Below are 21,927 nucleotides of genomic sequence, written 5' to 3'. Positions count from 1 at the left end.
ATTGATGGAACATCGGCGTTGATCGGGAAAGGAGCACAAGCATGACCGCCACCCAACCCAACGAGCACCCCAAGTCCGACCCGGTCTCCAATGCGGAAAAGGATCCGGACAACTGGACCACGGGCGACGAGCGCATGACCGGCGCCCAGGCGAGCTACCTCAAGACGCTGTGCGAGGAGGCTGGCTGTCCCGAGCGCTACGATACCGAGCTGACCAAGGCCGATGCGTCGAAGATGATCGACGAATTGCAAGGCCAGACCGGTCGCGGCCAATAGGCTGAACAGACAGCGCCCGAACGAAAAAGGCCGCCCGGTGAGGGGCGGCCTTTTTCCTGTCCGGTTCGGAAGCGATCAGCCTTCGTAATCGGCGCCGATCGAGGTCGAACGGGTGGGAGCCGATGCAGTGATCCGCAGCGCTTCCGCCGACTGGCTCAGCGAGCCGACTTCATCCGCATCGTCCTCGTCGTCCGGCAGGATCTTCTGCAGGTTGACGATGGAGGCTTCCATCAGATCCTTGGGCTTGACGGTCTGTTCCGCGATTTCGCGAAGCGCCACGACCGGGTTCTTGTCGCGATCACGCTCGATCGTCATTTCGGCACCGCCCGAAATCTCGCGCGCGCGCTGGGCAGCGAGCAGCACCAGATCGAACCGGTTGGGAACCTTGTCTACGCAATCTTCGACGGTGACGCGCGCCATGCAGCACTCCAGAAAGTCAGGAATTCCAGGGAAGCTGGCGGGTTAAGGCCTTACCGCCCCGGAGTCAAGGAATTGCGCCCGGGCACAGGCTTGCCCTAAGGCTACCCGATGGCGCAACCACTTTCCAGATCGGATCGCGACGAACATGATCGGGAGGCAGCGCCGACCGAATGGCGCGATCCCGAACCTTTCTCGGTCGAGGCGCAGGGCCAGTCGCTCAGCTTCTATCCCGCCGGCAAGGACCGACTCAACGCGCTGGTCGAACTGATCGACGGCGCGCAGACCAGCTTTCGCGCCTTTTACTACATGTACGGGAACGATGCGTGCGGTGAGAGAGTGCGCGATGCCCTTGTCCGTGCGGCGCAGCGCGGCGTCGACGTGTCGCTCGCCATCGACGGATTCGGGTCGGACAAGGTCGAAGACGATTTCTTCGCGCCGCTGATCGAAGCGGGCGGCCGGTTCGAACGGTTCCAGGCGAAATGGAGCCGCCGTTATCTGATCCGCAACCACCAGAAGCTGGCCATCGCCGACAGGAAGCGAGCGATGATCGGGGGCTTCAATGTCGAAAAAGGCTATTTCGCGCCGCCCGATCAGGATGGCTGGCACGATCTCGGCCTGATCGTCGACGGCTCGGCGGTGGACCTGCTCGATGCCTGGCTGGACGAACTCGACACCTGGATCGCCGATTCGAGCGCCCAGTTCCGCTCGATCGTGCGCACCGTAAAGCGGTGGGACGGGAGCGAGGGCGCGGTCAGGCTGTTGATTGGCGGGCCGAGCCGGCACCTTTCCAGCTGGGCCCGATGCGTCCAGCGCGATCTGGAACGCGGAAGCCGCCTCGACATGGTGATGGCCTATTTCTCCCCGCCGATGAAGCTCCTGCGCCGGATCGGACGGATCGCGCAGAAGGGCGAGTCGCGGCTGATCATGGCGGCGAAAAGCGACAATGGCGCCACGATCGGCGCTACGCGCTCGCTTTACGACTTCCTGCTGAAGAAACGGACGCGGATCTTCGAATTTGCACCCTGCAAGCTGCATATGAAGATCGTGGTGCTGGACGATGCGGTCTATGTCGGCAGCGCGAATTTCGACATGCGCAGCCTCTATATCAATCTGGAACTGATGCTGCGGATCGAGGACAAGGGGCTGGCGGACCGGATGCGCGAATTCATCGACGCGCATGAGGACGGATCGAACCGCATCACCCCCGCCGAACACAAGCGCGAGGCCACCTTGTGGAACCGCATCCGCTGGAACGTCAGCTGGTTCCTGGTGACGGTGATGGATTACAACGTCTCGCGCGGGCTCAATCTGGGGCTGTGAGCCGAAGGGGCCTTACCCTTCGCCCCAATCCGAATAGTCGCGCTTGGCGGGCGAGGTGAACTTGGTGATCTCGCTGTGGAAGTGCAGCGGGACGTTGCCGGTCGAACCGTGGCGCTGTTTGGCGACGATCAGCGTCGCCTTGTTGCGCAGCTCCAGATAGCGTTCTTCCCAGATCCGGTATTTCTCCATCACGTCGGGCGAGCTTTCGGGGCCCGGCATGTCGGGGCGCAGCGCCTCGTGATAGTAATCGCCGCGATAGATGAACCACACCATGTCGGCGTCCTGCTCGATCGAGCCCGATTCGCGCAAATCCGACAGCATGGGCCGCTTGTCCTCGCGCTGTTCGACCGCGCGGCTGAGCTGCGAGAGCGCGATGACCGGAACGTTGAGTTCCTTGGCGAGCGTCTTGAGACCGCGGCTGATCTCCGAAATCTCGTTGACCCGGTTGTCGTTCGCGCGGCCCGACCCCTGCAGAAGCTGGAGATAGTCGACCACGATCAGCCCGATATCGTGCCGCCGCTTCAAGCGCCGCGCGCGCGTGCGCAGGGCCGCGATGGTAAGCGCGGGCGTATCGTCGATATAGAGCGGCAATTCGGCGAGGCGCTGGCTGGCAAAGCTCAGTTTCTGGAATTCGTCGCGCGTGATCTTACCCGATCGCAGCGCCTCGCTGGTAATCTCGGCCTGTTCGGCCAGAATACGCGTCGCGAGCTGATCGGCGCTCATTTCCAGGCTGAAGAAGGCGGTCGGCGCGCCGTAATTGAACGTGCCGCCATCGCGCTGCCACTCCATATGCGCTTCGGCGCAATTGAAGGCGATATTGGTGGCGAGCGAGGTCTTGCCCATGCCGGGACGCCCGGCAAGGATGATGAGATCGGACCCGTGGAGCCCTGCGGTCTTGTCGTCGATGACTTCGAGACCGGTGGTCTTGCCCGACAGGCCTCCGCCCGAATTCATCGCCGCTTCGGCCATCTTGAGCGCCGCGATCGAGGCGCTGCGGAAATCTTCCGCCTGCGTGCCGCTCGTCGCGCCTTCGGCCACCTGGAACAGGCTGGCTTCCGCCTTGGCGATCTGGTCCATCGGGGCGACTTCGTCCGACGTGTCGAGCGCATTTTCGACCAGAGTGCGGCCCACGCTGACCAGTTCGCGCAGCAGAGCGAGATCGTAGATCTGGCCCGCCAGTTCGCGCGGGGCGAGCAGGCCCTGCCCGTCGGCGGTCAGCTTAGCGAGATAGGTGATGCCGCCGAGCGCCTTCAGCGCCTCGTCCTGCTCGAAATAGGGCTTGAGCGTTACCGGCGTGGCGATCGAATTGCGCTCGATCAGCTTCAGCACGCGCTCGTAGATCCGCTGATGCACCGGTTCGTGGAAATGGCCCGGCTGGATCGCGGTCTGCAATTCCTCGATCACCTTGTTGTCGATCAGCACCGCGCCCAGAAACGCGGCCTCCGCCTCCAGATTGGAGGGCAGGGTGCGCGCGCGGTCGGGGTTGTCGGGCGCGTCGGGCTTCGAATCGGAAGGGCGCAGCAGGAGATCAGTTTCGGGCATCCCTTCATCATGCGGGATGTGGCGGCGGGGCGAAAGGGTGGGCCGGGGCCTCGCGCGAAATCGGCTGTGGGTTGGTGTGGAAAGGTCGCAAAACGGCATCGGCCTGCATCAACCCCTTGTCCCCGACCCGCTCCGTCTGCGATGGCGGCACGAGCATCATGGACGACTCAACGCCCTCCACCCCAGCGGACTTCCGCATCGCCCGGATCGAACTGGACGAAGATACGATCATCTGGCGCAATGCCGATATCGAGCAGGAGCGGCGCGTCGCCATTTTCGATCTGATCGAGGAAAACAGCTTCAAGCCGCTGCGCGCGGTGGAACGCGGGGCGATGGGCCCGTACGATCTGACCCTCGCCGTGCAGGACGGGCGGCTGGCGCTCACCATCGCGCAGGAAGGCGGCGACACGGTGGAACAGCTGGTGTTGGGTCTCGCACGATTCCGCCGTCCGATCCGCGACTATTTCGCCATCTGCGACAGCTATTATCAGGCGATTCGCAAGGCCACGGCTGCGGAGATCGAGACGATCGACATGGCGCGGCGCGGCGTCCACAACCGGGCGGCCGAGCTGTTGATGGAACGGCTCGAAGGCAAGGTGGAAACCGATTTCGCGACCGCGCGCCGCCTTTTCACGCTGATCTGCGTCCTCCACATCAAGGGTTGAGCGGACGTGGCGCGCCCATCCCGCCGACGGCCCAGCCGCGCCCGGCGTGCCCGCGCCAAGGGCACCAGCCGCTTCGCGCGCATTCTCGGCGTGCTGGTGCTGCTGGCTCTTGTCGGCGGGGCCTGGGCCTGGTGGGAGGCGCGCGGCTGGCGGCCTGACGAGGCGGCCTGGCCCGATCAGGGCGCGATGGTCACGGCACAGGACGGCCCCGTCGCCTTCGCGACGCTGAAAGGGCTGGGCGCGAATTTCGCCTATTTGAAGGCGAGCGAGGGCGCGCGGACCAAGGATCGCAGCTTTCCGGACAATGTGGAGGCCGCGCGGGCTGCCGGTCTTCAGGTCGGCGCGGTCCTCGTGTTCGATCCCTGCGTGCCCGCCGATGGGCAGTCCGCCAATTTCGTCACCATGGTCCCGCGCGATGCCGACATGCTGCCGCCAGCGATCGCTCTGGAGCGTACGGCCAAGGATTGCCCGGAGCGCGTCAGCCGCGCCGCGATCCAGAGCGAATTGATGACTTTGGTCAACCAGATCGAGGCCCATGCGGGCCAGCCGGTGATTCTGAAGGTCTCGCCCGGCTTCGAGGAGCATTACGGGATTGCCGCGCGGATCGAGCGCAATCTGTGGCTGGAGCGGGACTGGTTCGAGCCCGATTACGGCGGGCGGCCGTGGCTGCTCTGGACCGCCAATGGCGAGTTGCAGACCGAAGCGGCGGAGGAGCCGCTGCACTGGGTGGTGGTTCGCCCCTGAACGCGGCCCCAGGGTATAGCTGGGCTTCGACAAGCCGGGCCGGACCCTATACGAGCGAAAGCATGACAGACGACGATCTCATCGCCGCCGCCCGCGAGGCCGCGACGCAATCCTATTCGCCCTATTCCCGCTTTGCCGTAGGCGCGGCCTTGCGCTTTGCCGATGGCAGCGTGGTGACGGGCACCAATATCGAGAACGCAAGCTACGGCCTGGCGCTTTGCGCGGAGACGGTGGCGGTGGCCAAGGCCATGGATGGCGGCGTGCGCGGCGGGCTGGAAACTGTCGCGGTAACGGGGCCGGGCGAGATGCCGATCACCCCCTGCGGGCGCTGCCGCCAGGTGCTGAACGAGCTGGCGCAATTGGGCGGCACCGATCCCGAGGTGCTCTGCGTAGGGCCGGACACGGTGCAGCGCGTGAAACTGTCCGATCTGCTTCCCCACGCTTTCGGACCAGCGAGCCTGACGTGACCACACGCCGCGCGGCGCTGGGCGGATTGGCAGCACTCGCGGCGAGCCCGCTGCTGCCCGCGCCCTCGCTGGCGCGCGGTCTGCGCAAGCCGCCACGCCTGCGCCTGGGCGATACGGTCGGCCTCGTCGCCCCGGCAAGCGCGGTGTCAGAGCGACAGATCGCGAATGCGCTGTTCACGATCCGCGGGATGGGCCTGGTGCCCCGGCTCGGCGAGCATGTCACCGACACCTCCGGCTATCTTGCAGGGGACGATGCCGCGCGGGCGAGCGATCTCAACACGATGTTCGCCGATCCGGAGGTAAGCGCGATCTTCGCAGTAAGGGGCGGCTGGGGCTCGGCGCGGATCCTGCCTTTGCTCGACTGGAAAACGATCCGCCGCAATCCCAAGCTCCTGATCGGTTTCAGCGACCTCACCGCGCTGCACTTGGCGATCGCGAAGCGGGCGGGGTTCATGTCGCTGCACGCGCCCAATGCGGCGAGTTCATGGCCGGAGAAGAGCTGGAACAGCCTGTGGCGGCTGGCTTTCACCGGCGAGACACCGGTGCTGGGCGGCATACAGGACGAGCCCGGTCGTCCGCTGCCGCTCGGCCGCACGATCACGCCGGGCCGCGCACGCGGTCGCCTGCTGGGCGGCAATCTCACCGTCCTGACCGCACTGATGGGCACGCCCTGGCTGCCCGGTTTCGACGGTGCGGTGCTCTTCCTCGAAGACATCGCAGAAGCGGAGTACCGGATCGACCGAATGCTCCAGCACTTATCGCTCGCAGGCGTACTGGGGCGGCTTGCAGGCGTGGTGTTCGGCCGTTGCAGTGCCTGTGCAACGACCGATCCCGATTACGAGGGCATTTCGCTCGACGAGGTGCTGGACACGCACCTCGCGCCCCTTGGCATTCCCGCCTTCGTCGGCGCGAATATCGGCCATCTGAGCAATCAGCTCAGCCTGCCGCACGGGGGCGAGGTCGAAATTGACGCGCAGGCGCGCACCATCCGGCTTCTGGAGCCGATGGTGGCCTGAGCGCCCTATTTCGCGTCGGTTTCCAGATATTCGAGCAGGCTGGCGAGGCAGTCGCGCGCCAGCATCTTGCAGCGTTCCGGGCTCCAGCCCTGATCGGGCTCGGGATTGGCCGGATTGTCCTTATAGGGCATTTCCAGCGTCATCGCACACGCGCCGAAGCGTTCCGCCACCTGATTGGTGCTGATCTTAAGATTGGCCGTGCCGGGTTTCGATTTCACATAGCCCTGTTCGGTCTGGAAATCCGGGCTGCGCCGGTCGAGGATTTTTTCAAAGCGATAATATTTCTCGCCCTGCTCGTCCGTCCAGCTCGGAATGCCTTCGAACCCGGCGAGGAAGGCCACCGGGATCGCCTCGTCGCCGTGGACGTCCATGGCGAAATCGACGCCGGTCTCGTCCATCGCATTGCGGATCGCGAGAATTTCGGGCGAGCGTTCGGCGCTCGGCTCCGCCCATTCGCGGTTCAAATTCGCGCCCACGCCGTTGACCCGCAGATTGCCGTTGCGCGATCCGTCTGGATTGCAGTTCGGTACGATATGGAAGCAGCATTTCTGCCGTAGATTGCGGCCCACGCTGTCGCTCGGATCGGTGAGCACTTCGAGCGCGCCTTCCATCCACCATTCGGCCATCGTTTCGCCGGGATGCTGGCGGGCATAGAGCCAGACCTGCATATCCCCATCTCCGAGGCTGAGGCAGTCGATCGGCTGTCCATCGAGCGAGGAGCCGAGCGTACGGTGGGAAACGCCCTCGCTCGCCGCCGCTTCGGATACGAGATCGTGGTGCCGTTCCATCGAATAGGGCGCGAAATAGGCGAACCAGGCCAGGTCGCTGGCGGGCGTATAGCGGATCGTCAGCGTGCCGTTATCGGCATCCTTGTCGAAACTGGAGCGCGCGCGGCCCCAATAGTCGCGATCTTCCGACACCACGGCGTCATAGTCCGGCCAGCCGCCGGGATAGGCGCTGTCGTTGAGTCCGGTGATCTTGAGCTCCAGCTCGCGCCCTTCCGCGCCCGACACGCGGAAGTGAAACCACTGCTTGAACTCGGAATGATCATCCAGCGGGATGGCGAGTTTCGCACTCGCCCCGTCGATCGAGAGAACCTCGATATTGCCACTGTCGAATGCGGAATCGATGCGAATATCGCTCACGTTACGGGACCTCGACCTCTATCGTTTCGCCATTATTGCCGGGAAAATCGCTGAACAGCGCGGCGGCGACCGTCTGGGCGCTGGCAGCGCGTTCCGCAAGGGGCGAGTTTTCCGATGCGGTGAAGTCGGCACGGCCTTCCCACAACACGCGCCCGCCGCTCGCTTCGCGAATGACGACGGCCATTTCGGTGCCGACTTGCGCGCCGCCTCCGCCGCCCAGATTGATTCCGATGCCGAGTCCGAGGCCCGACCCGTAGGTGCCCGTCGATCCGCCGACGCCCACGTTTACCGGGCTGCGCTGGCCGTTGCGGCCCAGCTCGTACCGCGTGACCCGCACTTCCGCGATCTGGCCCGCGCTGGTGCGCGCGGTTTCGTTATAGCCGGCCTGCGCCAGTTCGCGCGCCACCGCCGCCTTGTAGGGCGCGAGTTCGAGTGTGTCCTCTGCGCCAAAGCCGGTCACGAAGATCGAACCTTGGCCCAATTGCGCGCGCGCTGCCGGATCGAGGAAACGCGTGACTTCGACGGGGCCTGCGCGGGTCGATGCGCAGGCGGAAAGGGCCAGCGCCGAACCCAGCAGGGCTGCGGCGAGAAGGCGAGTGGGGACAGATCGGTTCATCATGCAATCCTTCGGTCGGGCGTGCGGAGCGAAAAGAGTTATAGGGACCGAACGCCCGAAGGCGTTACAATGTCCCGGCGGCGATCATGCGACGCCCGGGGCCCCGCGTTGAGCGTGGGCGGGGCATCGGATTGTGCGGGGGATAGAGCGGACCGCGCCGCTAAACGATTGACGTGGCGGCCCGGCGCGGCTAACCGCCCGGCTTGAAATCCGCGCGTCGGAGCCTATCTCCGGCGCGCGCTTGTTTTTGAGAGCGGCCCGCGCGCTGCACAGACTCGAGAGAACCGATGAAGATCCGCAACAGCCTCAAATCGCTGAAGAACCGCCACCGCGATTGCCGCGTGATCCGTCGTCGCGGTCGCACCTACGTCATCAACAAGACCAATCGCCGCTTCAAGGCCCGCCAGGGCTAAGCGATTCGCGCGGACCCCGTATGGGTCTGCGAGCGACAGGAACGGCCCGCCTCCTTCACGGAGTGCGGGCCTTTCGCATTTGGAGACATGATGTTGCAAACAAAGCAGCAAACCGGGCGCGATCGGGACGTCGAGGCAATCGTATTCGATGTGGGGCGCGTGCTCTACCGCTGGAACCTGCGCAATCTGTTCGAAAAAATGATCGATGACGAGGAGCGGCTGGACTTCCTGCTGTCCGAAGTCGTCACGGAGCAATGGCATTTCCAGCACGACGCCGGGCGTCCGCTGAGCGAAATGGTGCCCGAGCGTCAGGCGGAATATCCCGACTATGCCGACGCGATCGGGGCCTATGCCACACGCTTCAATGAGACGATTCCCGGCCCGGTCCCCGGCAGCCTCGAAATCGTCCGCGACCTCGACGCGGCGGGCTTGCCGCTGTTCGCGATCACCAATTTCGGCGCGGAGTTCTGGGACGGGTTTCGCCCGACTGCGCCGATCTTCGACCTGTTCCGCGTGATCGTGGTGTCCGGCAAGGAGAAGATCGCGAAGCCCGATGCCGCTATCTTCGCGCTGGCGGCGGAGCGATTCGGCCACGATCCCGAGGCCACGCTCTTCATCGACGACAATGCGGACAATATCGCCGCGGCGCGCGCGCTCGGCTGGCAGGTCCACCATTTTCGCGATGCGCCGACCCTGCGCGCCGATCTCGAATCGCGCGGATTGCTCGGCCCGCAATAAAAGGTCCCGGTCGTTCGCGATGCGAACGCCGGGACAGGGTCTCGCTTCTCTGGGAGAGGGAGCGGTTACGCGATCGTGGCGGTGATCAGCCGTTGCAGCGAGCGAGCGCCTCGGCGTCCAGAGCATCGCCCTTGGCGGTGAAGCTGGCCAATTGGCCGACCTTGCGCTGCAATTCGCGGCACACCCGCAACGGACGGCTCGACGCCTTGGGCGCGACGCAGGTCGTCTCGGCACAGCGCCACGCGACGCCGCCCGCCACGGCGCGCGTATCTTCGACCGGTTGGGCGAGCTCGGCGACGTAATACGCGCCGGACTGCGCCGCAGCGGGGGAGGGCGCAAGCACCGCACCGAAAGCGGCGAAAGTATAGCCGAGGGCGAGCGTGGCTGCGGAGAGGTGGGCGACCGGGGCGAAACCGGCACGATGCGGACGAGACGCGAAGAAAGCCATGAGAGTGGTCCTTTCAAAAGCCAGTTGCATTATGCAACCAGTTGCGAATCGCTACTTACTTAGATAGGTCTCGATTTGCAACCTTAAATGCGCGATAATTTTGCCAAGGCGCAAAATCCGTTTAGGTTGCCGGTTTGGCGTGATGCGAATTGAGGACGAGATGGGCGAAATTCGGGAACCGCTGCGCGAACTGACCGAATGCGGTCTGCCGATGGCGCTCGAGGTGATGGGCGAGCGGTGGAGCTTCATGATCCTGCGCGCCAGCTTCAACGGCCTACATCATTTCGAGGAATTTCTGAGCGAGCTGGGAATTGCCCGCAATATCCTGTCGAACCGCCTCGGCAGGCTGGTCGAACACGGGATTCTGGGGCGCCAGCCGATGGCGGAAGATCGCCGCAAGATCGAATACCGGCTGACCGACAAGGGGATGGACCTTTTGCCCGCGATGATCGCGCTGCGCCAATGGGGGCAGAAATACGGTGCCGAAGTGGTCGAGAACCCGGTTCTTGTCGACGAGCGGGACCGGTTGCCGATCGGCCCGGTCTCGATCCTGTCGCAGGAGGGACGCATTCTCGGCCCTGAAGACCTTGCGCTGGTCGAGAGGGCGAATGTCGGCAAGCGCGCCGATGGCTCGCAGGCGGAGCCGGTCGCTCCGGTATCGCGTGGCGACACGGCGATCGCCGACGGCTTGAGAGGCGCCGCCTGAGCGACGAGAGTTCGTCTGATGGACCCGAGCGTACGACCGACGGGCGCTATATCGTCGTGCGCGGCAGGCTGTGGCGAGCCAGCGATCCCTCGCTCGGCGAGGAAGAACGCCAACGTCGGGTCGATGCCCTGATGGATGCGCGCCGTGCGGTCGCTGCCGCCAAACGGAACGGCGACGCGGAGGCTGAAAAAGCCGCGCGGGCAAAGGTGCACGAGGCAAAGACCGCCCTCGGCGAACGCGGTCCCGTATGGTGGGACGATGGCGCGCCGGATTACACGCGCAAACTGCTCAAGAACACGCCCTATGCGGACTGATCAAGCGCCGGGTATCCTTACGCGCGGGGCGCTTGGCGACGATAGCTGAGCGCTTCGGCGATATGGATGCGGCCTACCGTCTCCGCGCCTGCCAGATCGGCGATCGTACGCGCGACGCGCAGCATCCGGACATAGCCGCGCGCGGACAGGCGCATGGCGTCGGCGGCCTGCATCAACAATTTGCGCCCCGCCTCGTCGGGTTCGGCGAATCGGTCGAGCGCGTCGCCATCCAGTTCCGCATTGCTGCGCGCGCCGCTGTCTTCGAATCGCGCCATCTGCCGCTCGCGCGCTGCGCGGACCCGTGCCGCGACCTCGGCGCTGCCTTCGGCGGGCGGGGGAAGGGCGAGGTCTGCGGCGCTGACCGGATCGACTTCCACATGCAGATCGATCCGGTCGAGCATCGGCCCGGATACCCGCGACTGGTAGTCCGCCGCGCAGCGCGGCGCGCGCGAACACGCCAGCGCCGGATCGCCAAGATGCCCGCAACGGCACGGATTCATCGCCGCGACCAGCTGGACGCGCGCCGGGAAGCTCACATGCGCATTGGCCCGCGCCACATCGACCTTGCCGGTTTCAAGCGGCTGGCGCAGCGAATCGAGCACCGGGCGCTGGAATTCGGGCAATTCGTCGAGAAAGAGCACCCCGAGATGCGCCAGGCTGACTTCGCCCGGCTTCTGATAACTTCCACTAATGATGCGACTCAGGCGGGTGCGTTTTGCCCCAATTCGAGCCCTTTTGTGAGACGGCGCGTCCATTTCGCCGGCTCGAAATCGGCGTGGTCATAGTCGGTGAGACTAGTTGACCACGTCCGGATAACTCCCTCTGCGCGAAGCAAAAAGCCCGCGCGCACCAGCGCCGAAACCGGCTTCTACAGCTTTCGAAATGGCGCAAATAGGGTCGCCTTCCAATCCTCGATCGAGCGTGGATTCGTCCAACTCTGCGACTTTGCGAACGAGGTGCGGCACATTTCATGGGAGCCCTTTTCCATCGAATTCCGCGATCTCGTCGACAACCGGACACGTGTCTATACACCTGACTATCTCGTCGAGATCAATGATCGCGAGGGCCAGCGCTACCGCTACATCGTCGAGGTAAAGGAGCGCCGTGAAGCCGATCATATTGCGGCGGCGGGAAGCGCGTCGGCCGCAGGACGAGCGCATATCGCGATGATGCGCTGGTGCCGGGAACAGACAGACTGCTCGTTCCTCTTGGTTACCGACGAGAAGCTGATCGAGAAGGGTTTGCCGAATGCGAAAGCAATTCTGGACCGCGCGAGCCACAGACCGGAGCGATCGTTGCTCGACCTCATACTGTCGGGCAGGCTTGGCGAGTTTCCGGCGACGCTCGGGTCGGTAATCGCGAACGCCGAGCGTTACGCATATGAGAGGGGCGAGATCATTTCGGCGGCGCTGCACGCATGTGCCATCGATGAACTATGGTTCGATATCACGCGCACGTGGGATGAGGAGGCAATCCTGAGGCGGGGGTCGCGTCGGCGGGTCTTTCTGCGATGACCTTTATTGAGCGTGGTCCTTGCCTCGAGATCTAACGGTCGACGTCCTTCGCCTGCGGATTGATGCGTAGAGTGAAATCTCGTGGCAGAGCTTCCCAGTCGTGCTGGGCCTCGATTGCACCCTGCTTGCGGATCTTCCTGGCCTTCGGGACGGCCGTGCGCCAGCTTTGCTTCGATCGGACCCGCCGCGCATAGCGGAACTCGATGGTGCGAGCGTAGTCGTCGATCGCGTCGAGCAGGGGGTGATGATGTTCCGGAATGCCCTCGAACAGCATGTTTGGGAGCGCTTTCCGATATCGCCCGCAGATCGTCGTCCACGCAATCTCATCGCCGATCTCGTCGCACCATGCGAGCATGAAGACGATTGCCTCGAGCGTCTCGAAAGCGCTGTATCGCAGCAGGTAATCAAGCGCCGTTTCTAACCGGACGGCGGGATCGATCTCGCTCCGATCTGCACCGTAGCCGAGCGCGAGCAGGCATGTGCGATACGGATCGGACAGCTGCCTGATCGCTACCCTCAAACCGCCCGGTGCCAATTCGCGGCGCATCAGGATCTGCGCCATCGGTCCGCGAAGCATCGCCGCTGTTCCGGGAAAGCGTCCGTCCAACCGATCGAGAACGGAGTTTGGCACATCGCTGCGAATACGACGCTCGCCCAAGCGATAATGCCGTAAGGTATCCTTCCCGCAATTGAGCCCGGTTTTGATCCATTCCGCGTCGTCGGGCGTCGCACGAAAGTCGACACAGGCCATGACCCACCGGGTCAGGATCCATTCGGTCGACGCTCTTTTCCGATATGCCATCGCTCTTCGATTCGCAGGCGGGTCAAGCGACGATTTTGGCCCCAATAACGTCGTTTGGACAAGCGTGACGGCCGTGACATGCACGACAACTGGCGATTCTCCGGTTCGGAAAGGAAGAGCGACAACATGGCTTCGAAGGCGTCGGGTACCAAGCTGGCGGAACACCTGGTTGATGGATCGGGACCGTTTCTGACCGGCGAGGCGCTATGGAAATCCCTCGGGTTTCCCAGTGCGGCAGCCTTTCGCAAAGCCAAGGAGCGCGGACGCCTCGGCGTTCGCGTGTTCAAGCTTCCGGACCGGAGCGGAACCTTCGCCTTCACCCAGGACGTGGCTGAGTGGCTGCGCGCGATCGACAAGGAGAAAATTATGTAAACAGCCAGTGCCTGAGAACTAAACTTCACCAGCACGAAATGGAAAAAGCCTGACTCCGAAGAGCCAGGCCTTTTCGGGATACGAGGACCCCTAAGCACCCTTGTCATCGCCGAAAAGCCGCCCCGAGTCAAGCGCCATCGCGCGCTTGGCGCCGGTCGCGCGCACCCTTTTTCCGGCTCGTGCTCCATTTTCGAAAGAAGGAGTACGTTGAAATGACCGATCTCAAGAAAATCATCCCCGCCCTGCCCAAGGGCGCCGCGAAACTCACGTGTGCCGGCAACGATCGCAAGATCACGATCGACACGATCAGTGACGACGACTGGAACCGCCTCAGCTTAGAAGCGGGCGTCATCGACGCCTTCCGTTGCGGCAAGCGCACGAGTGAGAACGCGGAGAAAGCCGCACGGATGCTCGGATGGTCGAAATCTAAGTTCTACCGCAAGTTGAAGGCTTACGAAGAAGCCGGGCACGCTCTGGGGCTCTCCAAGGTGCCGATCAAGCGCCCCTGGCATTCGAAGCTCGATCCGGCGGTCGAGGCCATCTCCGAGGCCGAGCTCAAAAGGTTCCTGAGGCTGCGCTGTTACAAGGGCCAGCATGTCACTGTTTACATCGACAACGTGCGGAAGGCCTGCGCGAAGGCGGGCCTCAAGCCGCCGTCCGATCGGACCATCCGCCGCCGCTGGGAGGCTCTCGACGTACGTGTCCGTTACGCGCACAAGCACGGCGCACAGGCGGCCGCGGACAAATACGACCGCGACAAGGGCTCGACCCCGCTCTGCACCTATCCGCTCGAGCGGGTGCAGATCGACCACACTTACAGCGATGTGCATCTCATCTCCGAAGAGCTGTGGATCTCCCTCGGTCGCCCGACCTTCACCATGGTGGTCGACGAGTTCTCGCGCCTGCCGCTCGGTATCCACGTGACGTTCGGATATCCGAGCGTCGAGGAACTGGCCGAGGCGATGGCGATCGCCTGCCTACCCAAGGATGGCTGGCTCGCGGCGAAGGGCATCGATGGGATTGACTGGCCGTGGTTCGGCGTACCCTCGGCGATCTTCGTCGACCGCGGCGTCGACTTCACGTCGAAATCCTTCCATCGCGGATGCGGGAAGTGGCGCATCGACCTCTCGCACCGCTCGCAGCCGCATCATGGCGGGATCGTCGAGCGGATGATCGGGACCGCGATGACGGAAACTCGCAAGCTGCCGGGCAACACCATCTTCAGCTCGACGAGGCGGGAGAAGGATCGCATCGATCCTATCCAAACCGCGAGTCTGACCCTCAACGAATACCTCGAGAACATGGTCCGCTACTTCGTTGGCGAATATCCGTACCGCATCCATCCGGCGCTGGGGATGACGCCGGCGGAGAAGTGGAACCTGGGGGTCGCCCAATATGGCGATCCCCGGCGCGTCGACGATCCGCAGGCCTTCTATCTCGACTTCCTGAAGACCGAGAAGCGCAAGCTCGAGAAGTACGGGTTTCGCGTCAGCTACCTCAGCTACACCGCGCGCGAGCTCCAGCCTTTGCTGAACGCCGCCAAGGGGACCATGCTCAACGTCAAGCGCGAACCCGCCGACGTCAGCCGCGCGTTCGTCGAGGACCCTCGCAACGGTCGCTACATCGAGCTTCGCGACGCGCTCACCGAGGGCGCGGCGATCACCGTCGCCGAGTGGGAACGGGCGCGGGCCGACCTCAAGGCCAAGCTCGGAAAACGCGGCCGGGTGACGGCAACGGGTATTCTGGGCATCATCGAGAAGGAGCGCGCCGATGCTGCCCGCCACGCCAGGGTCGTGAACCCGAAGTCCAAGCTCGACCGGGCGAAGCAGCGCAAGATCGCCCAGAACGCTGTCAAGCGCGAGCGTGGTCGGAACTGGTTGCCGGCGCCCGAGCAGTCGCCGCTACCGCCGGTCCCGGTCGTCAGGATCGACCCCGCCAGCATCACCATCCTTCCCTCCAGTGGAGCCGTCCAATGACCTGCAACACCATCACATCCATCGACGACCTTCGCCTCGCGGACGATGCCACTCGGCTCGCCTATCTCGCCGAGCCCGACACCATCTACCATCCGCGCATGATGGAGATCGAGGATCGCCTCAGGGCGATCCTCGAGGCTCCCGAGCCGCACGAGCACAGCATCGCGGTGTTCGGGCGCAGCTACAACGGCAAGAGCACCATCTCGAAGCATTTTGCGTCGCTCTATCCGGTGCAAACCGGCATGATGGGCGATGCGGACCGTGCCGACGTGGTGCGGGTGTCGATGCCGGGCGAAGCGTCGGTTCGCGAGTTCGCGATCCGGATCCTGCGCTACGTAAGTGAGCCCTTCAACCTCCGATGGTCGACCTCGCATCTCACCTCGATGGTCTACGCGGTCCTGAGGACAATGCAGACTAGGCTGCTTCTCATCGATGAGTTCCAGGATCTTGCCAACGGCACCCATCGCAACCGCGAGGCGCTCAAGAACATGGTGAAGTCGATCGGCGAGGATTGCGGCTGCGGCGTTGCTCTCTTCGGAACGCCGCCGGGCGTCGATATCCTGAACGACGATCCGCAGCTGCAGCGCCGCTTCGAGCAGGTTGTCCTGCCGCCATGGAAACGCGGCGACGAGGCGAATGTGCTGATCCACAACCTCGAGGTGCGTCTGCCGCTGCGCAAGACGTCGCATGTGGTGGCTGATCCCAAGCTCGTCGAGACCATCCTCGAGAAGGGAGATCACGTCATCGGCCATATCCGGCGGGTGATGCTTCTCGCGGCGCGTACGGCCATCCAAAGCGGCCGCGAGGTGATCGACGCGAAGACCCTCGAGGACATGGCGTGGGTACCGCTTTCCGAGCGCGCCTGCGACGTCATCGATCGGCTCGAAGTGAAGACGTCCAGGGAATGCGAACCGGCGTGAGCCGCTGGCATATCCGTCCAAGCCCATTGCCACGGGAATCGGTCAGCTCCTGGCTGATCCGCATTGCCGCGGCAAAGGGTACCAAGCACCACTCGCTGATGAAGGAACTCGCGCCCGGCCTCGAGTTCTGGACCAGGGATGGCGATCTCGTCGCATCGCCGGAGCTCGTCCGAGCTCTGGCGGTGAAGACGGGAACACCGCTCGAGCGTTGCCGGCGCACGACGCTCGGCGCCTACGAAGGCGTTCTCGCCGAATCCATCTCCGGCGCCAACCAGTCGTTCATGGTGGTGCCACTCGGCGTGCGCCACCGGATCCGCAAGGCGCACGGGCAGGCCTTCTGTCCACATTGCCTCGCCGACGACACCCCCTATTTGCCGCTGACCTGGCGGCTGCGGCTCTTTCCGGCATGCACGAAGCACGCCGCCGTGCTGATGGACGCCTGCCCGGACTGCGATGCCCCATACCAGCCACACCGCTCGGGCTTCCGCCATTGCGACGGGTGCGGCCTCGACCTTTCCGCCCTTTCCGCGTCCATCGCCGCTCCGAGCGTGCTCGTCCTGCAGGCGCATAACGAAGCGGTGTTAGACGGACGCGCGGTGGCTTGGCCCCATCTGCACGGGATCCATCCGATCGCCTTCTTCGCTATCCAGCTGGCGCTCTTCCGAGCGATCGCTGCCAAACGCTGGGGCAAGCGCGTCCGCGAAGCGCTGCATCCTTCGATCGGGGAGATCGACCTCGACTACAGGACTGCGAACCCCAGTATCCGGTCCATGACCGTCAGCGCTGCGCACGGCGTGATGCGCGGGGTCAGCCGGCTGCTGCGGGGATGGCCGTTCGGCCTCGTCGGTCCGTGCGGCGAGGCGCGCGCCTGGGCAAGCTGGATCGTGCCGGAGGAGCCGGGCGTCCAGACACCCTTCGCGCTGCGCCACGTTCTCGACACCTATCTTCGCCCTGGTTCCTCGAACGCGCGCTAGAAGTTCCGCTCGGTCGACAGGAGCAATTCGGCCCGTGCCGGGATGACCTGCGCCAGCGTCCTCGCGTCCCAGACGGTCTTCTTGTGGACGACGGTGTCGATCCGCGTGTCGAGGAAGTCGGCGCGCGGGAAGGTGCCCGATGGATCGTCGCCGCGCCGCCGACCGACGCGATCGCAGACGCTGCGCAGCGCCCGGCCAAGAAAGCTCAGCCCGTCGTCGCGGTCGAACTGCGCGACGAGCCCCATGGCGAATGCCTCGCTGGCATCGTTCCTGAGGATCTCGATGGCCCACACTATGCCGTGGTCGAAGGCGAGCGGGACGGCGGCCGCAAAGCGGGTGAGACCATTCGCGTCGGGCGCGGCGAACCCACCCCATGACGGTGGGAGCCGATAGAGCACTTCTTCGCCGCGTCCGAGATCGTATTCCGGCAGGCTCGTCGCCGAGCGATGCTCGGTCATATAGTAGCCCGCGAGGAAGAACTCCCGCATCAAGAGCGGCACGTCGTCGAGCTTCGCGATCCGCGCTTCGAGGCCCGGCGCATCGCTCGTGGCGAGGAACCGGGTCGGCAGGCTCGGGCGTTCAAAGACGACGGTCTCGACCGGCCCGCTCTCCGCCCGGGGGACCTTGCCGCCGGGTTCGGGTAGCCCCGACGACACGATCGGCGTTACGAATTCGGGACGATCCTTTTGAGGATCGAACCTTGACGGTCGGCTATCGCCTTCCGCGGCGGGGACGGTTTGCCGATCGAAGCGCATGGCAAGCTTAGCGAACTCGGGGAACAGCCGCCCGAAATCGCCGTCCAGGCGGCCAAGGCGAACGGTGCGCTTGTCCGCCGGGTAGCGTTTGACCTTGGTGCTCGACGCTACCCTGAGCTTCTCTCGCTCCGCCTCGGTGCGGAGCTCCTCGATCAGCTCGATCTGCTCGTCCGCCCGCGTATTGCGGATGCGGACGACGATATCCCTGAAATTCGGCTTGCGGTGGTCGGCGATGATCCGGTCGCAATAGTCGACCGTTCTTTCGTTTCCTGGCGGGCCGATCGCGAGCGGCTCGGTTTCGATCGTGCAGTCCATGGCGTCCCGGAACGTCAGCGCCCCTTCCGACCCGGCGGGTTCCCCGCGCATCGCCGCACCGACCCGCCGGAAGAAGAAACGGATGTAATCCGCTAGGTCGGGATTGGTGAGCAGGAGCGCGATCTGCAGCGTCGCGGTCGCGTTCTGAAACGGACGCAACGGCGTGATGACGTAGGTACCGTTCTCGTCGATTCCGGTCTCCGCCTCGTCGACGAACATGCCCGCGAGGCTCTTCTGCGAGACGATGGAGCGCAGCGAAAGCGTATCGAGCAGAAAGCTGACCCCCGAGCAGATGAACCGGAACTGCTCGCCGTGGGCCAAACCGAGGGGGTGTAGGGCCTCGATCTGGTCGATGAACACCTTCTCGGTTTGGCGGATCGACAGGTCGAAGGGTTTGGCGTGCTTCTGCGGACTGACGAGGGTCGGGCGCTCGAAGTCCCAAATCTCGACTTCGTCGCCCAGAAGGATCGTTCTGCGGGTTCGTCGGCGACCGCGATTGCGCAGCATCATCGCTTTACCCGAGCCGAACAACGTGCCGATCGGGAACATCGCGAAATCCGACAGCGGTACGTGAAGCGACGATCCGACGGCGCCTGCGGTCGTAATGCTTCGGAGCAAGCATTTGGCCTCGAGAAGATGTTCGAAAGCCGGCGACGTGCGGAAGTTCTGATACCCGGCGAGGTAGTGGATGCCCGGTTCGCGCTGCAGCTGAATGAAGCTCATGCAACTAGGATATCACGCAGCCCCAAGATCGGTAGGTCGTAGGCGCATCGCGTATGCATACGATCAAGATTCGAAATTGACGACTGGTAAGCAGAGGGGGGATGTAGGTTTGGCAGTCAAGCCTTAATCAGTCTTAATCACCTGGCTCTTCGAAAAATTCGAGGAACCTAGCTGCGTTCGGACTTAACGCGAACTTCCCCAGGCTGAGCGTCTTACGGGTAACAGATCGATGCAGAAACTGGGCCGCAAGCCGACTGTCCGATGTTAGCGGCGTGAGCGCACAAGGCTGCCATTCAGCTAATGACTCAACCGAAATTCGACGGGCTCGCCGACCACGGCTTAATAAAACCAGGGCGCTATCGCCATGATCACGGCGCCTGAGACGATTGCAGCTGCAACCCAGCGAATGTCGGCACTCGCGCGGCTGCGATCCGAAGGCGATGAAGCCGGCGGCGTTCTGTCTTGCTCCAACCGGCGGATCGCTGCCCGGATCAGGCGCGGCGCATCATCTCCGATCTTGAGCAATTCCCAGGCGACGCCCTGCAGAACGGGAGCCCAGTGCTCGGGCGACAACCGCGCTTGCGCGATTCGAAACGAAGAGCGTCGCATGGCATGCGTCAGGTCGAAATCCGGTTCAATTTTCGATAACACGCCGTCCATCGTGATCAGCGCCTTGAAGATCAGGAGAAGATCGGGTGGTAACGTCATGCGCTCGTCGCGCATCAGCCCTAGGAAATCGGTTACCATGGCGCCCAGAACCAATCGACCGCTGCCATGGCGCGCGATCAGCCGTTCGGATGCGGAGAGCACGCGGTCGGCCGGAACGTCGTCGCCCACTGACCACCGCGTCAGCACGTCGGCGAGCTGCGCGGGGCTGCCAGTGCTGAGCGCTTGCACGAAGCTGACGAATTCCTCTCTCCTGCGCGGAGATACATAACCAACCATGCCCAGGTCCAGCAGAGCTATATGGTTGCCCGGCAGGCAGAGAAGGTTCCCCGGGTGCGGATCGCCGTGGAACCGGCCGTTCACCAATATCATGTCGAGCACCATGTCGGCGCCCAGCGCTGCTATTCTGGTCGGATCGAGCCCTGCAGCGACCAGAGCCTGCGCATTGCTCGGCGGCACACCGTTTATGTAATCCATGACGAGCAACGTCTCGGACGTCCATTCCCAGTGGATTTCGGGCACAACGACACTGGGCTCGTTCGCGAAATCCGTCCGCAGACGATCAGCATTGCGCGCTTCATTCGTGAAGTCGAGTTCCTCGACCATCGCGTCCGCAAGCTGCCGCATCATCCGGCTCGGTCCGAAGCGCTTGGCTTCGGTGCTGCCGCGTTCCGCAAGGGTCGCAATATGCGCAAGGAGCCGGATATCAGCCTCCACCCTCGGACGAATGCCGGGCCGGCGGATTTTGATCACCACCGCGCGCCCGTCGTGCAGCGTCGCACGATGGACCTGCGCCATGGAGGCCGCCGCCAGCGGTTCTGTATCGAATTCCGCAAAGGTGCATTCGGGCGCCTCACCAAGCGCCTCCTCGACAATCGGTCGCAACTCCTCGAAGGGAAGCGTCGGCGCCTTGCTATGCAATTGCTCGAGTTCGGCGATCCATTCCGGAGATAGGAGATCGGCGCGTGTCGCCAGGATCTGGCCGAGCTTCACGAAGGTTGGCCCAAGCTCTTCCATGGCAAGGCGGGTCCGCCGAGGCAGGCTATGTGACGACCCGTCGCCGGCATCGTCGCTGCCCGTCCGGTCCAGCCCTATCCGCGCCAGCAGAAGGCCGAGTCCATAGCGGGAAGTGACGCTGAATAGTTCCTCCAAGCGCTTCCGGTCCCGGCGTGCGATACGAAGGGTCTTCAACATGGCTTAGCATATGGGCACGCTGCAGCTTCTGTTCCACAGCTAACTTGCTTGGGCGATCGCGCCCAATTGTCCAAGCGGAGGAAATCTGGCGTAGCTTATCCCACGTGGTGGTTGCGTTGCGGCCATGTTGTCCGCTGCACTGAAAGGCTATTTAAGGTCCAGCGACGTCGGCGTTCCACGCTAATTTTCGGGCATCATCAATACGATATTGACTTCCCGAGTTCGACCGTCAGCACGCCTGCACTCGATGACAAATCATGGGCCGCTTCGAGACAGTCTGGTTTCGGGAGCTTTCCTAAGAAAACGGACAATCCGGTCGCGATTCAAATCGCGGCGCCGTGTCCCATCCACATCGCATTCAAAGACATGCCCACCAGCTAGCGACATAACTCACGTTCCCTGCCATTTCGAAGACAATGCCTGTCGCAATGAGGTGCAAGCGATCGCTGCCGTACTGATTTTTATCGGAATGGTTGCGCCTATCCGGTTTCGGCCTGTGCGTTACGGGCAGCAGCAATCGCCGCTGCAAGCTCTTTTGCTGGACCCATTCCCCAGTAGTGGAGGAAGTAAAACATCGGTTCACCGCCGATCATGTGGTTATGCAATGCTACGATATGGATATCCCGCTCGCGCAGTGCGCGGAGCACGGGCTGGACTTCGTCCTCGGTCATGATGAAGTCACCATCCACGGCGGCAAGGTCGTTGGTGCCCGAGAACGCCGCCCAGGTCGTAAGCCCCATCGAACCACCGATCTCAACGCCGTGCATGCGGCCTTGGCGAGCGAAGGTGTATTTCACGACACCATCGGCGATGCTTGGCTCGGTGCCCAAGATTTCGCTCAGCGCCAGGGCTTCGATCGTGCCGTTTGCATCCGGCGTCATGCCACC

24 protein-coding genes and 1 pseudogene are annotated in these 21,927 nt (G+C 63.7%); 15 read left to right on the top strand and 10 right to left on the bottom strand.

What is annotated here, in order from left to right; genetic code table 11:
• Window positions 1-41: 41 nt before the first annotated feature.
• A complete protein-coding gene (locus tag A3736_RS03175; protein WP_067679111.1) occupies window positions 42-275 on the top strand; it encodes a DUF3072 domain-containing protein in 234 nt (77 codons plus the stop codon).
• Between the two features lie 75 nt (window positions 276-350).
• On the opposite strand, the gene rpoZ is transcribed toward A3736_RS03175, so the two are convergent.
• The gene (gene rpoZ / locus A3736_RS03170; protein WP_067679108.1) at window positions 351-695 is read right to left on the bottom strand and encodes a DNA-directed RNA polymerase subunit omega; all 345 of its coding nucleotides are present in this window, start codon (window positions 693-695) and stop codon (window positions 351-353) included.
• A 108-nt stretch (window positions 696-803) separates the two neighbouring features.
• Here rpoZ and A3736_RS03165 point away from each other — a divergent pair, with 108 nt between their 5' ends.
• Entirely contained in the window at window positions 804-2,015 is a 1,212-nt protein-coding gene (locus A3736_RS03165) for a phosphatidylserine/phosphatidylglycerophosphate/cardiolipin synthase family protein (RefSeq protein ID WP_067679105.1), read from the top strand.
• 12 nt (window positions 2,016-2,027) lie between these two features.
• Here A3736_RS03165 and A3736_RS03160 read toward each other — a convergent pair whose 3' ends face one another.
• Window positions 2,028-3,557, bottom strand: coding sequence for a replicative DNA helicase (locus A3736_RS03160; protein ID WP_067679102.1), 1,530 nt, complete (start codon window positions 3,555-3,557; stop codon window positions 2,028-2,030).
• A gap of 158 nt (window positions 3,558-3,715) precedes the next feature.
• Between A3736_RS03160 and A3736_RS03155 the strand changes: the two genes are divergently transcribed.
• The 4 genes from A3736_RS03155 (at window position 3,716) to A3736_RS03140 (ending at window position 6,449) form a co-directional block, all read left to right on the top strand.
• Complete coding sequence (locus tag A3736_RS03155; protein WP_067679099.1) at window positions 3,716-4,222, top strand: UPF0262 family protein; 507 nt, start codon at window positions 3,716-3,718, stop codon at window positions 4,220-4,222.
• Between the two features lie 6 nt (window positions 4,223-4,228).
• The gene (locus tag A3736_RS03150; RefSeq protein ID WP_067679096.1) at window positions 4,229-4,966 is read left to right on the top strand and encodes a glycoside hydrolase family 25 protein; all 738 of its coding nucleotides are present in this window, start codon (window positions 4,229-4,231) and stop codon (window positions 4,964-4,966) included.
• 62 nt (window positions 4,967-5,028) lie between these two features.
• The gene (locus A3736_RS03145; RefSeq protein WP_067679093.1) at window positions 5,029-5,433 is read left to right on the top strand and encodes a cytidine deaminase; all 405 of its coding nucleotides are present in this window, start codon (window positions 5,029-5,031) and stop codon (window positions 5,431-5,433) included.
• Window positions 5,430-6,449: an LD-carboxypeptidase gene (locus tag A3736_RS03140; protein ID WP_067679090.1), complete on the top strand. Its 1,020-nt coding sequence runs from the start codon at window positions 5,430-5,432 to the stop codon at window positions 6,447-6,449. Before A3736_RS03145 ends, A3736_RS03140 begins: the two co-directional genes overlap by 4 nt.
• A 5-nt stretch (window positions 6,450-6,454) precedes the next feature.
• On the opposite strand, the gene A3736_RS03135 is transcribed toward A3736_RS03140, so the two are convergent.
• Together A3736_RS03135 and A3736_RS03130 are read right to left on the bottom strand one after the other, a co-directional pair.
• The gene (locus tag A3736_RS03135) at window positions 6,455-7,594 is read right to left on the bottom strand and encodes a M14-type cytosolic carboxypeptidase (protein ID WP_067679088.1); all 1,140 of its coding nucleotides are present in this window, start codon (window positions 7,592-7,594) and stop codon (window positions 6,455-6,457) included.
• Window position 7,595: 1 nt separating this feature from the next.
• Window positions 7,596-8,210, bottom strand: a complete 615-nt coding sequence (locus A3736_RS03130) for a hypothetical protein (RefSeq protein WP_233999197.1) — start codon at window positions 8,208-8,210, stop codon at window positions 7,596-7,598.
• Between the two features lie 287 nt (window positions 8,211-8,497).
• Between A3736_RS03130 and ykgO the strand changes: the two genes are divergently transcribed.
• Both ykgO and A3736_RS03120 read left to right on the top strand, forming a co-directional pair.
• Window positions 8,498-8,623 carry a type B 50S ribosomal protein L36 gene (gene ykgO, locus A3736_RS03125; protein WP_007165381.1) on the top strand — a complete coding sequence of 42 codons (126 nt, stop codon included), beginning with the start codon at window positions 8,498-8,500 and terminating at the stop codon, window positions 8,621-8,623.
• A gap of 90 nt (window positions 8,624-8,713) precedes the next feature.
• Window positions 8,714-9,361, top strand: coding sequence for an HAD family phosphatase (locus A3736_RS03120; RefSeq protein WP_067679172.1), 648 nt, complete (start codon window positions 8,714-8,716; stop codon window positions 9,359-9,361).
• Between the two features lie 85 nt (window positions 9,362-9,446).
• On the opposite strand, the gene A3736_RS03115 is transcribed toward A3736_RS03120, so the two are convergent.
• Entirely contained in the window at window positions 9,447-9,809 is a 363-nt protein-coding gene (locus A3736_RS03115; RefSeq protein WP_067679083.1) for a hypothetical protein, read from the bottom strand.
• 160 nt (window positions 9,810-9,969) lie between these two features.
• Between A3736_RS03115 and A3736_RS03110 the strand changes: the two genes are divergently transcribed.
• Both A3736_RS03110 and A3736_RS03105 read left to right on the top strand, forming a co-directional pair.
• Complete coding sequence (locus tag A3736_RS03110; RefSeq protein WP_067679080.1) at window positions 9,970-10,515, top strand: helix-turn-helix domain-containing protein; 546 nt, start codon at window positions 9,970-9,972, stop codon at window positions 10,513-10,515.
• A gap of 56 nt (window positions 10,516-10,571) precedes the next feature.
• A complete protein-coding gene (locus A3736_RS03105; RefSeq protein WP_369815415.1) occupies window positions 10,572-10,829 on the top strand; it encodes a hypothetical protein in 258 nt (85 codons plus the stop codon).
• A 17-nt stretch (window positions 10,830-10,846) separates the two neighbouring features.
• Here A3736_RS03105 and A3736_RS03100 read toward each other — a convergent pair.
• Window positions 10,847-11,515, bottom strand: a pseudogene (locus A3736_RS03100) (ATP-binding protein); the annotation flags it as partial.
• A gap of 270 nt (window positions 11,516-11,785) precedes the next feature.
• On the opposite strand from A3736_RS03100, the gene A3736_RS03095 reads away from it, so the two are divergent.
• Window positions 11,786-12,343 carry a TnsA endonuclease N-terminal domain-containing protein gene (locus A3736_RS03095; RefSeq protein ID WP_011415091.1) on the top strand — a complete coding sequence of 186 codons (558 nt, stop codon included), beginning with the start codon at window positions 11,786-11,788 and terminating at the stop codon, window positions 12,341-12,343.
• Window positions 12,344-12,374: 31 nt separating this feature from the next.
• Here A3736_RS03095 and A3736_RS03090 read toward each other — a convergent pair whose 3' ends face one another.
• Window positions 12,375-13,229: a hypothetical protein gene (locus tag A3736_RS03090; RefSeq protein ID WP_156501941.1), complete on the bottom strand. Its 855-nt coding sequence runs from the start codon at window positions 13,227-13,229 to the stop codon at window positions 12,375-12,377.
• On the opposite strand from A3736_RS03090, the gene A3736_RS03085 reads away from it, so the two are divergent.
• From A3736_RS03085 to A3736_RS03070, 4 genes are all read left to right on the top strand, one after another.
• A complete protein-coding gene (locus A3736_RS03085) occupies window positions 13,224-13,517 on the top strand; it encodes a hypothetical protein (protein WP_011415089.1) in 294 nt (97 codons plus the stop codon). The two genes, A3736_RS03090 and A3736_RS03085, sit on opposite strands and share 6 nt — an antisense overlap.
• Window positions 13,518-13,729: 212 nt before the next feature.
• A complete protein-coding gene (locus tag A3736_RS03080) occupies window positions 13,730-15,493 on the top strand; it encodes a Mu transposase C-terminal domain-containing protein (protein WP_011415087.1) in 1,764 nt (587 codons plus the stop codon).
• On the top strand, window positions 15,490-16,413 hold the full coding sequence (locus A3736_RS03075; RefSeq protein ID WP_011415086.1) for a TniB family NTP-binding protein: 924 nt from the start codon (window positions 15,490-15,492) through the stop codon (window positions 16,411-16,413). Before A3736_RS03080 ends, A3736_RS03075 begins: the two co-directional genes overlap by 4 nt.
• Complete coding sequence (locus tag A3736_RS03070; protein WP_172807104.1) at window positions 16,410-17,387, top strand: TniQ family protein; 978 nt, start codon at window positions 16,410-16,412, stop codon at window positions 17,385-17,387. The genes A3736_RS03075 and A3736_RS03070 overlap by 4 nt, the downstream gene beginning before the upstream one ends.
• On the opposite strand, the gene A3736_RS03065 is transcribed toward A3736_RS03070, so the two are convergent.
• From A3736_RS03065 to A3736_RS03055, 3 genes are all read right to left on the bottom strand, one after another.
• Window positions 17,384-19,180: a hypothetical protein gene (locus A3736_RS03065; RefSeq protein WP_011415084.1), complete on the bottom strand. Its 1,797-nt coding sequence runs from the start codon at window positions 19,178-19,180 to the stop codon at window positions 17,384-17,386. The genes A3736_RS03070 and A3736_RS03065 overlap by 4 nt on opposite strands.
• 339 nt (window positions 19,181-19,519) lie before the next feature.
• Window positions 19,520-21,040 carry an AarF/ABC1/UbiB kinase family protein gene (locus A3736_RS03060; RefSeq protein WP_011415083.1) on the bottom strand — a complete coding sequence of 507 codons (1,521 nt, stop codon included), beginning with the start codon at window positions 21,038-21,040 and terminating at the stop codon, window positions 19,520-19,522.
• 479 nt (window positions 21,041-21,519) lie between these two features.
• Window positions 21,520-21,927, bottom strand: a 408-nt coding sequence (locus A3736_RS03055) for a DUF1259 domain-containing protein (protein WP_156501940.1), incomplete at its 5' end; no start/stop codon positions are given.

The organism is Erythrobacter sp. HI0063, from assembly GCF_001635685.1.
Taxonomy (GTDB): domain Bacteria; phylum Pseudomonadota; class Alphaproteobacteria; order Sphingomonadales; family Sphingomonadaceae; genus Qipengyuania.
This window is presented reverse-complemented; position numbering and strand designations above follow the sequence as displayed.

What these genes read in the sequence shown, in the direction of transcription:
- A3736_RS03175 (WP_067679111.1), top strand. Translation starts at nt 42, where the DNA reads ATGACCGCCACCCAACCCAACGAGCACCCCAAGTCCGACCCGGTCTCC.
- rpoZ (WP_067679108.1), bottom strand. Translation starts at nt 695, where the DNA reads ATGGCGCGCGTCACCGTCGAAGATTGCGTAGACAAGGTTCCCAACCGG.
- A3736_RS03165 (WP_067679105.1), top strand. Translation starts at nt 804, where the DNA reads ATGGCGCAACCACTTTCCAGATCGGATCGCGACGAACATGATCGGGAG.
- A3736_RS03160 (WP_067679102.1), bottom strand. Translation starts at nt 3,557, where the DNA reads ATGCCCGAAACTGATCTCCTGCTGCGCCCTTCCGATTCGAAGCCCGAC.
- A3736_RS03155 (WP_067679099.1), top strand. Translation starts at nt 3,716, where the DNA reads ATGGACGACTCAACGCCCTCCACCCCAGCGGACTTCCGCATCGCCCGG.
- A3736_RS03145 (WP_067679093.1), top strand. Translation starts at nt 5,029, where the DNA reads ATGACAGACGACGATCTCATCGCCGCCGCCCGCGAGGCCGCGACGCAA.
- A3736_RS03130 (WP_233999197.1), bottom strand. Translation starts at nt 8,210, where the DNA reads ATGAACCGATCTGTCCCCACTCGCCTTCTCGCCGCAGCCCTGCTGGGT.
- ykgO (WP_007165381.1), top strand. Translation starts at nt 8,498, where the DNA reads ATGAAGATCCGCAACAGCCTCAAATCGCTGAAGAACCGCCACCGCGAT.
- A3736_RS03120 (WP_067679172.1), top strand. Translation starts at nt 8,714, where the DNA reads ATGTTGCAAACAAAGCAGCAAACCGGGCGCGATCGGGACGTCGAGGCA.
- A3736_RS03115 (WP_067679083.1), bottom strand. Translation starts at nt 9,809, where the DNA reads ATGGCTTTCTTCGCGTCTCGTCCGCATCGTGCCGGTTTCGCCCCGGTC.
- A3736_RS03110 (WP_067679080.1), top strand. Translation starts at nt 9,970, where the DNA reads ATGGGCGAAATTCGGGAACCGCTGCGCGAACTGACCGAATGCGGTCTG.
- A3736_RS03085 (WP_011415089.1), top strand. Translation starts at nt 13,224, where the DNA reads ATGCACGACAACTGGCGATTCTCCGGTTCGGAAAGGAAGAGCGACAAC.
- A3736_RS03080 (WP_011415087.1), top strand. Translation starts at nt 13,730, where the DNA reads ATGACCGATCTCAAGAAAATCATCCCCGCCCTGCCCAAGGGCGCCGCG.
- A3736_RS03075 (WP_011415086.1), top strand. Translation starts at nt 15,490, where the DNA reads ATGACCTGCAACACCATCACATCCATCGACGACCTTCGCCTCGCGGAC.
- A3736_RS03065 (WP_011415084.1), bottom strand. Translation starts at nt 19,180, where the DNA reads ATGAGCTTCATTCAGCTGCAGCGCGAACCGGGCATCCACTACCTCGCC.
- A3736_RS03060 (WP_011415083.1), bottom strand. Translation starts at nt 21,040, where the DNA reads ATGTTGAAGACCCTTCGTATCGCACGCCGGGACCGGAAGCGCTTGGAG.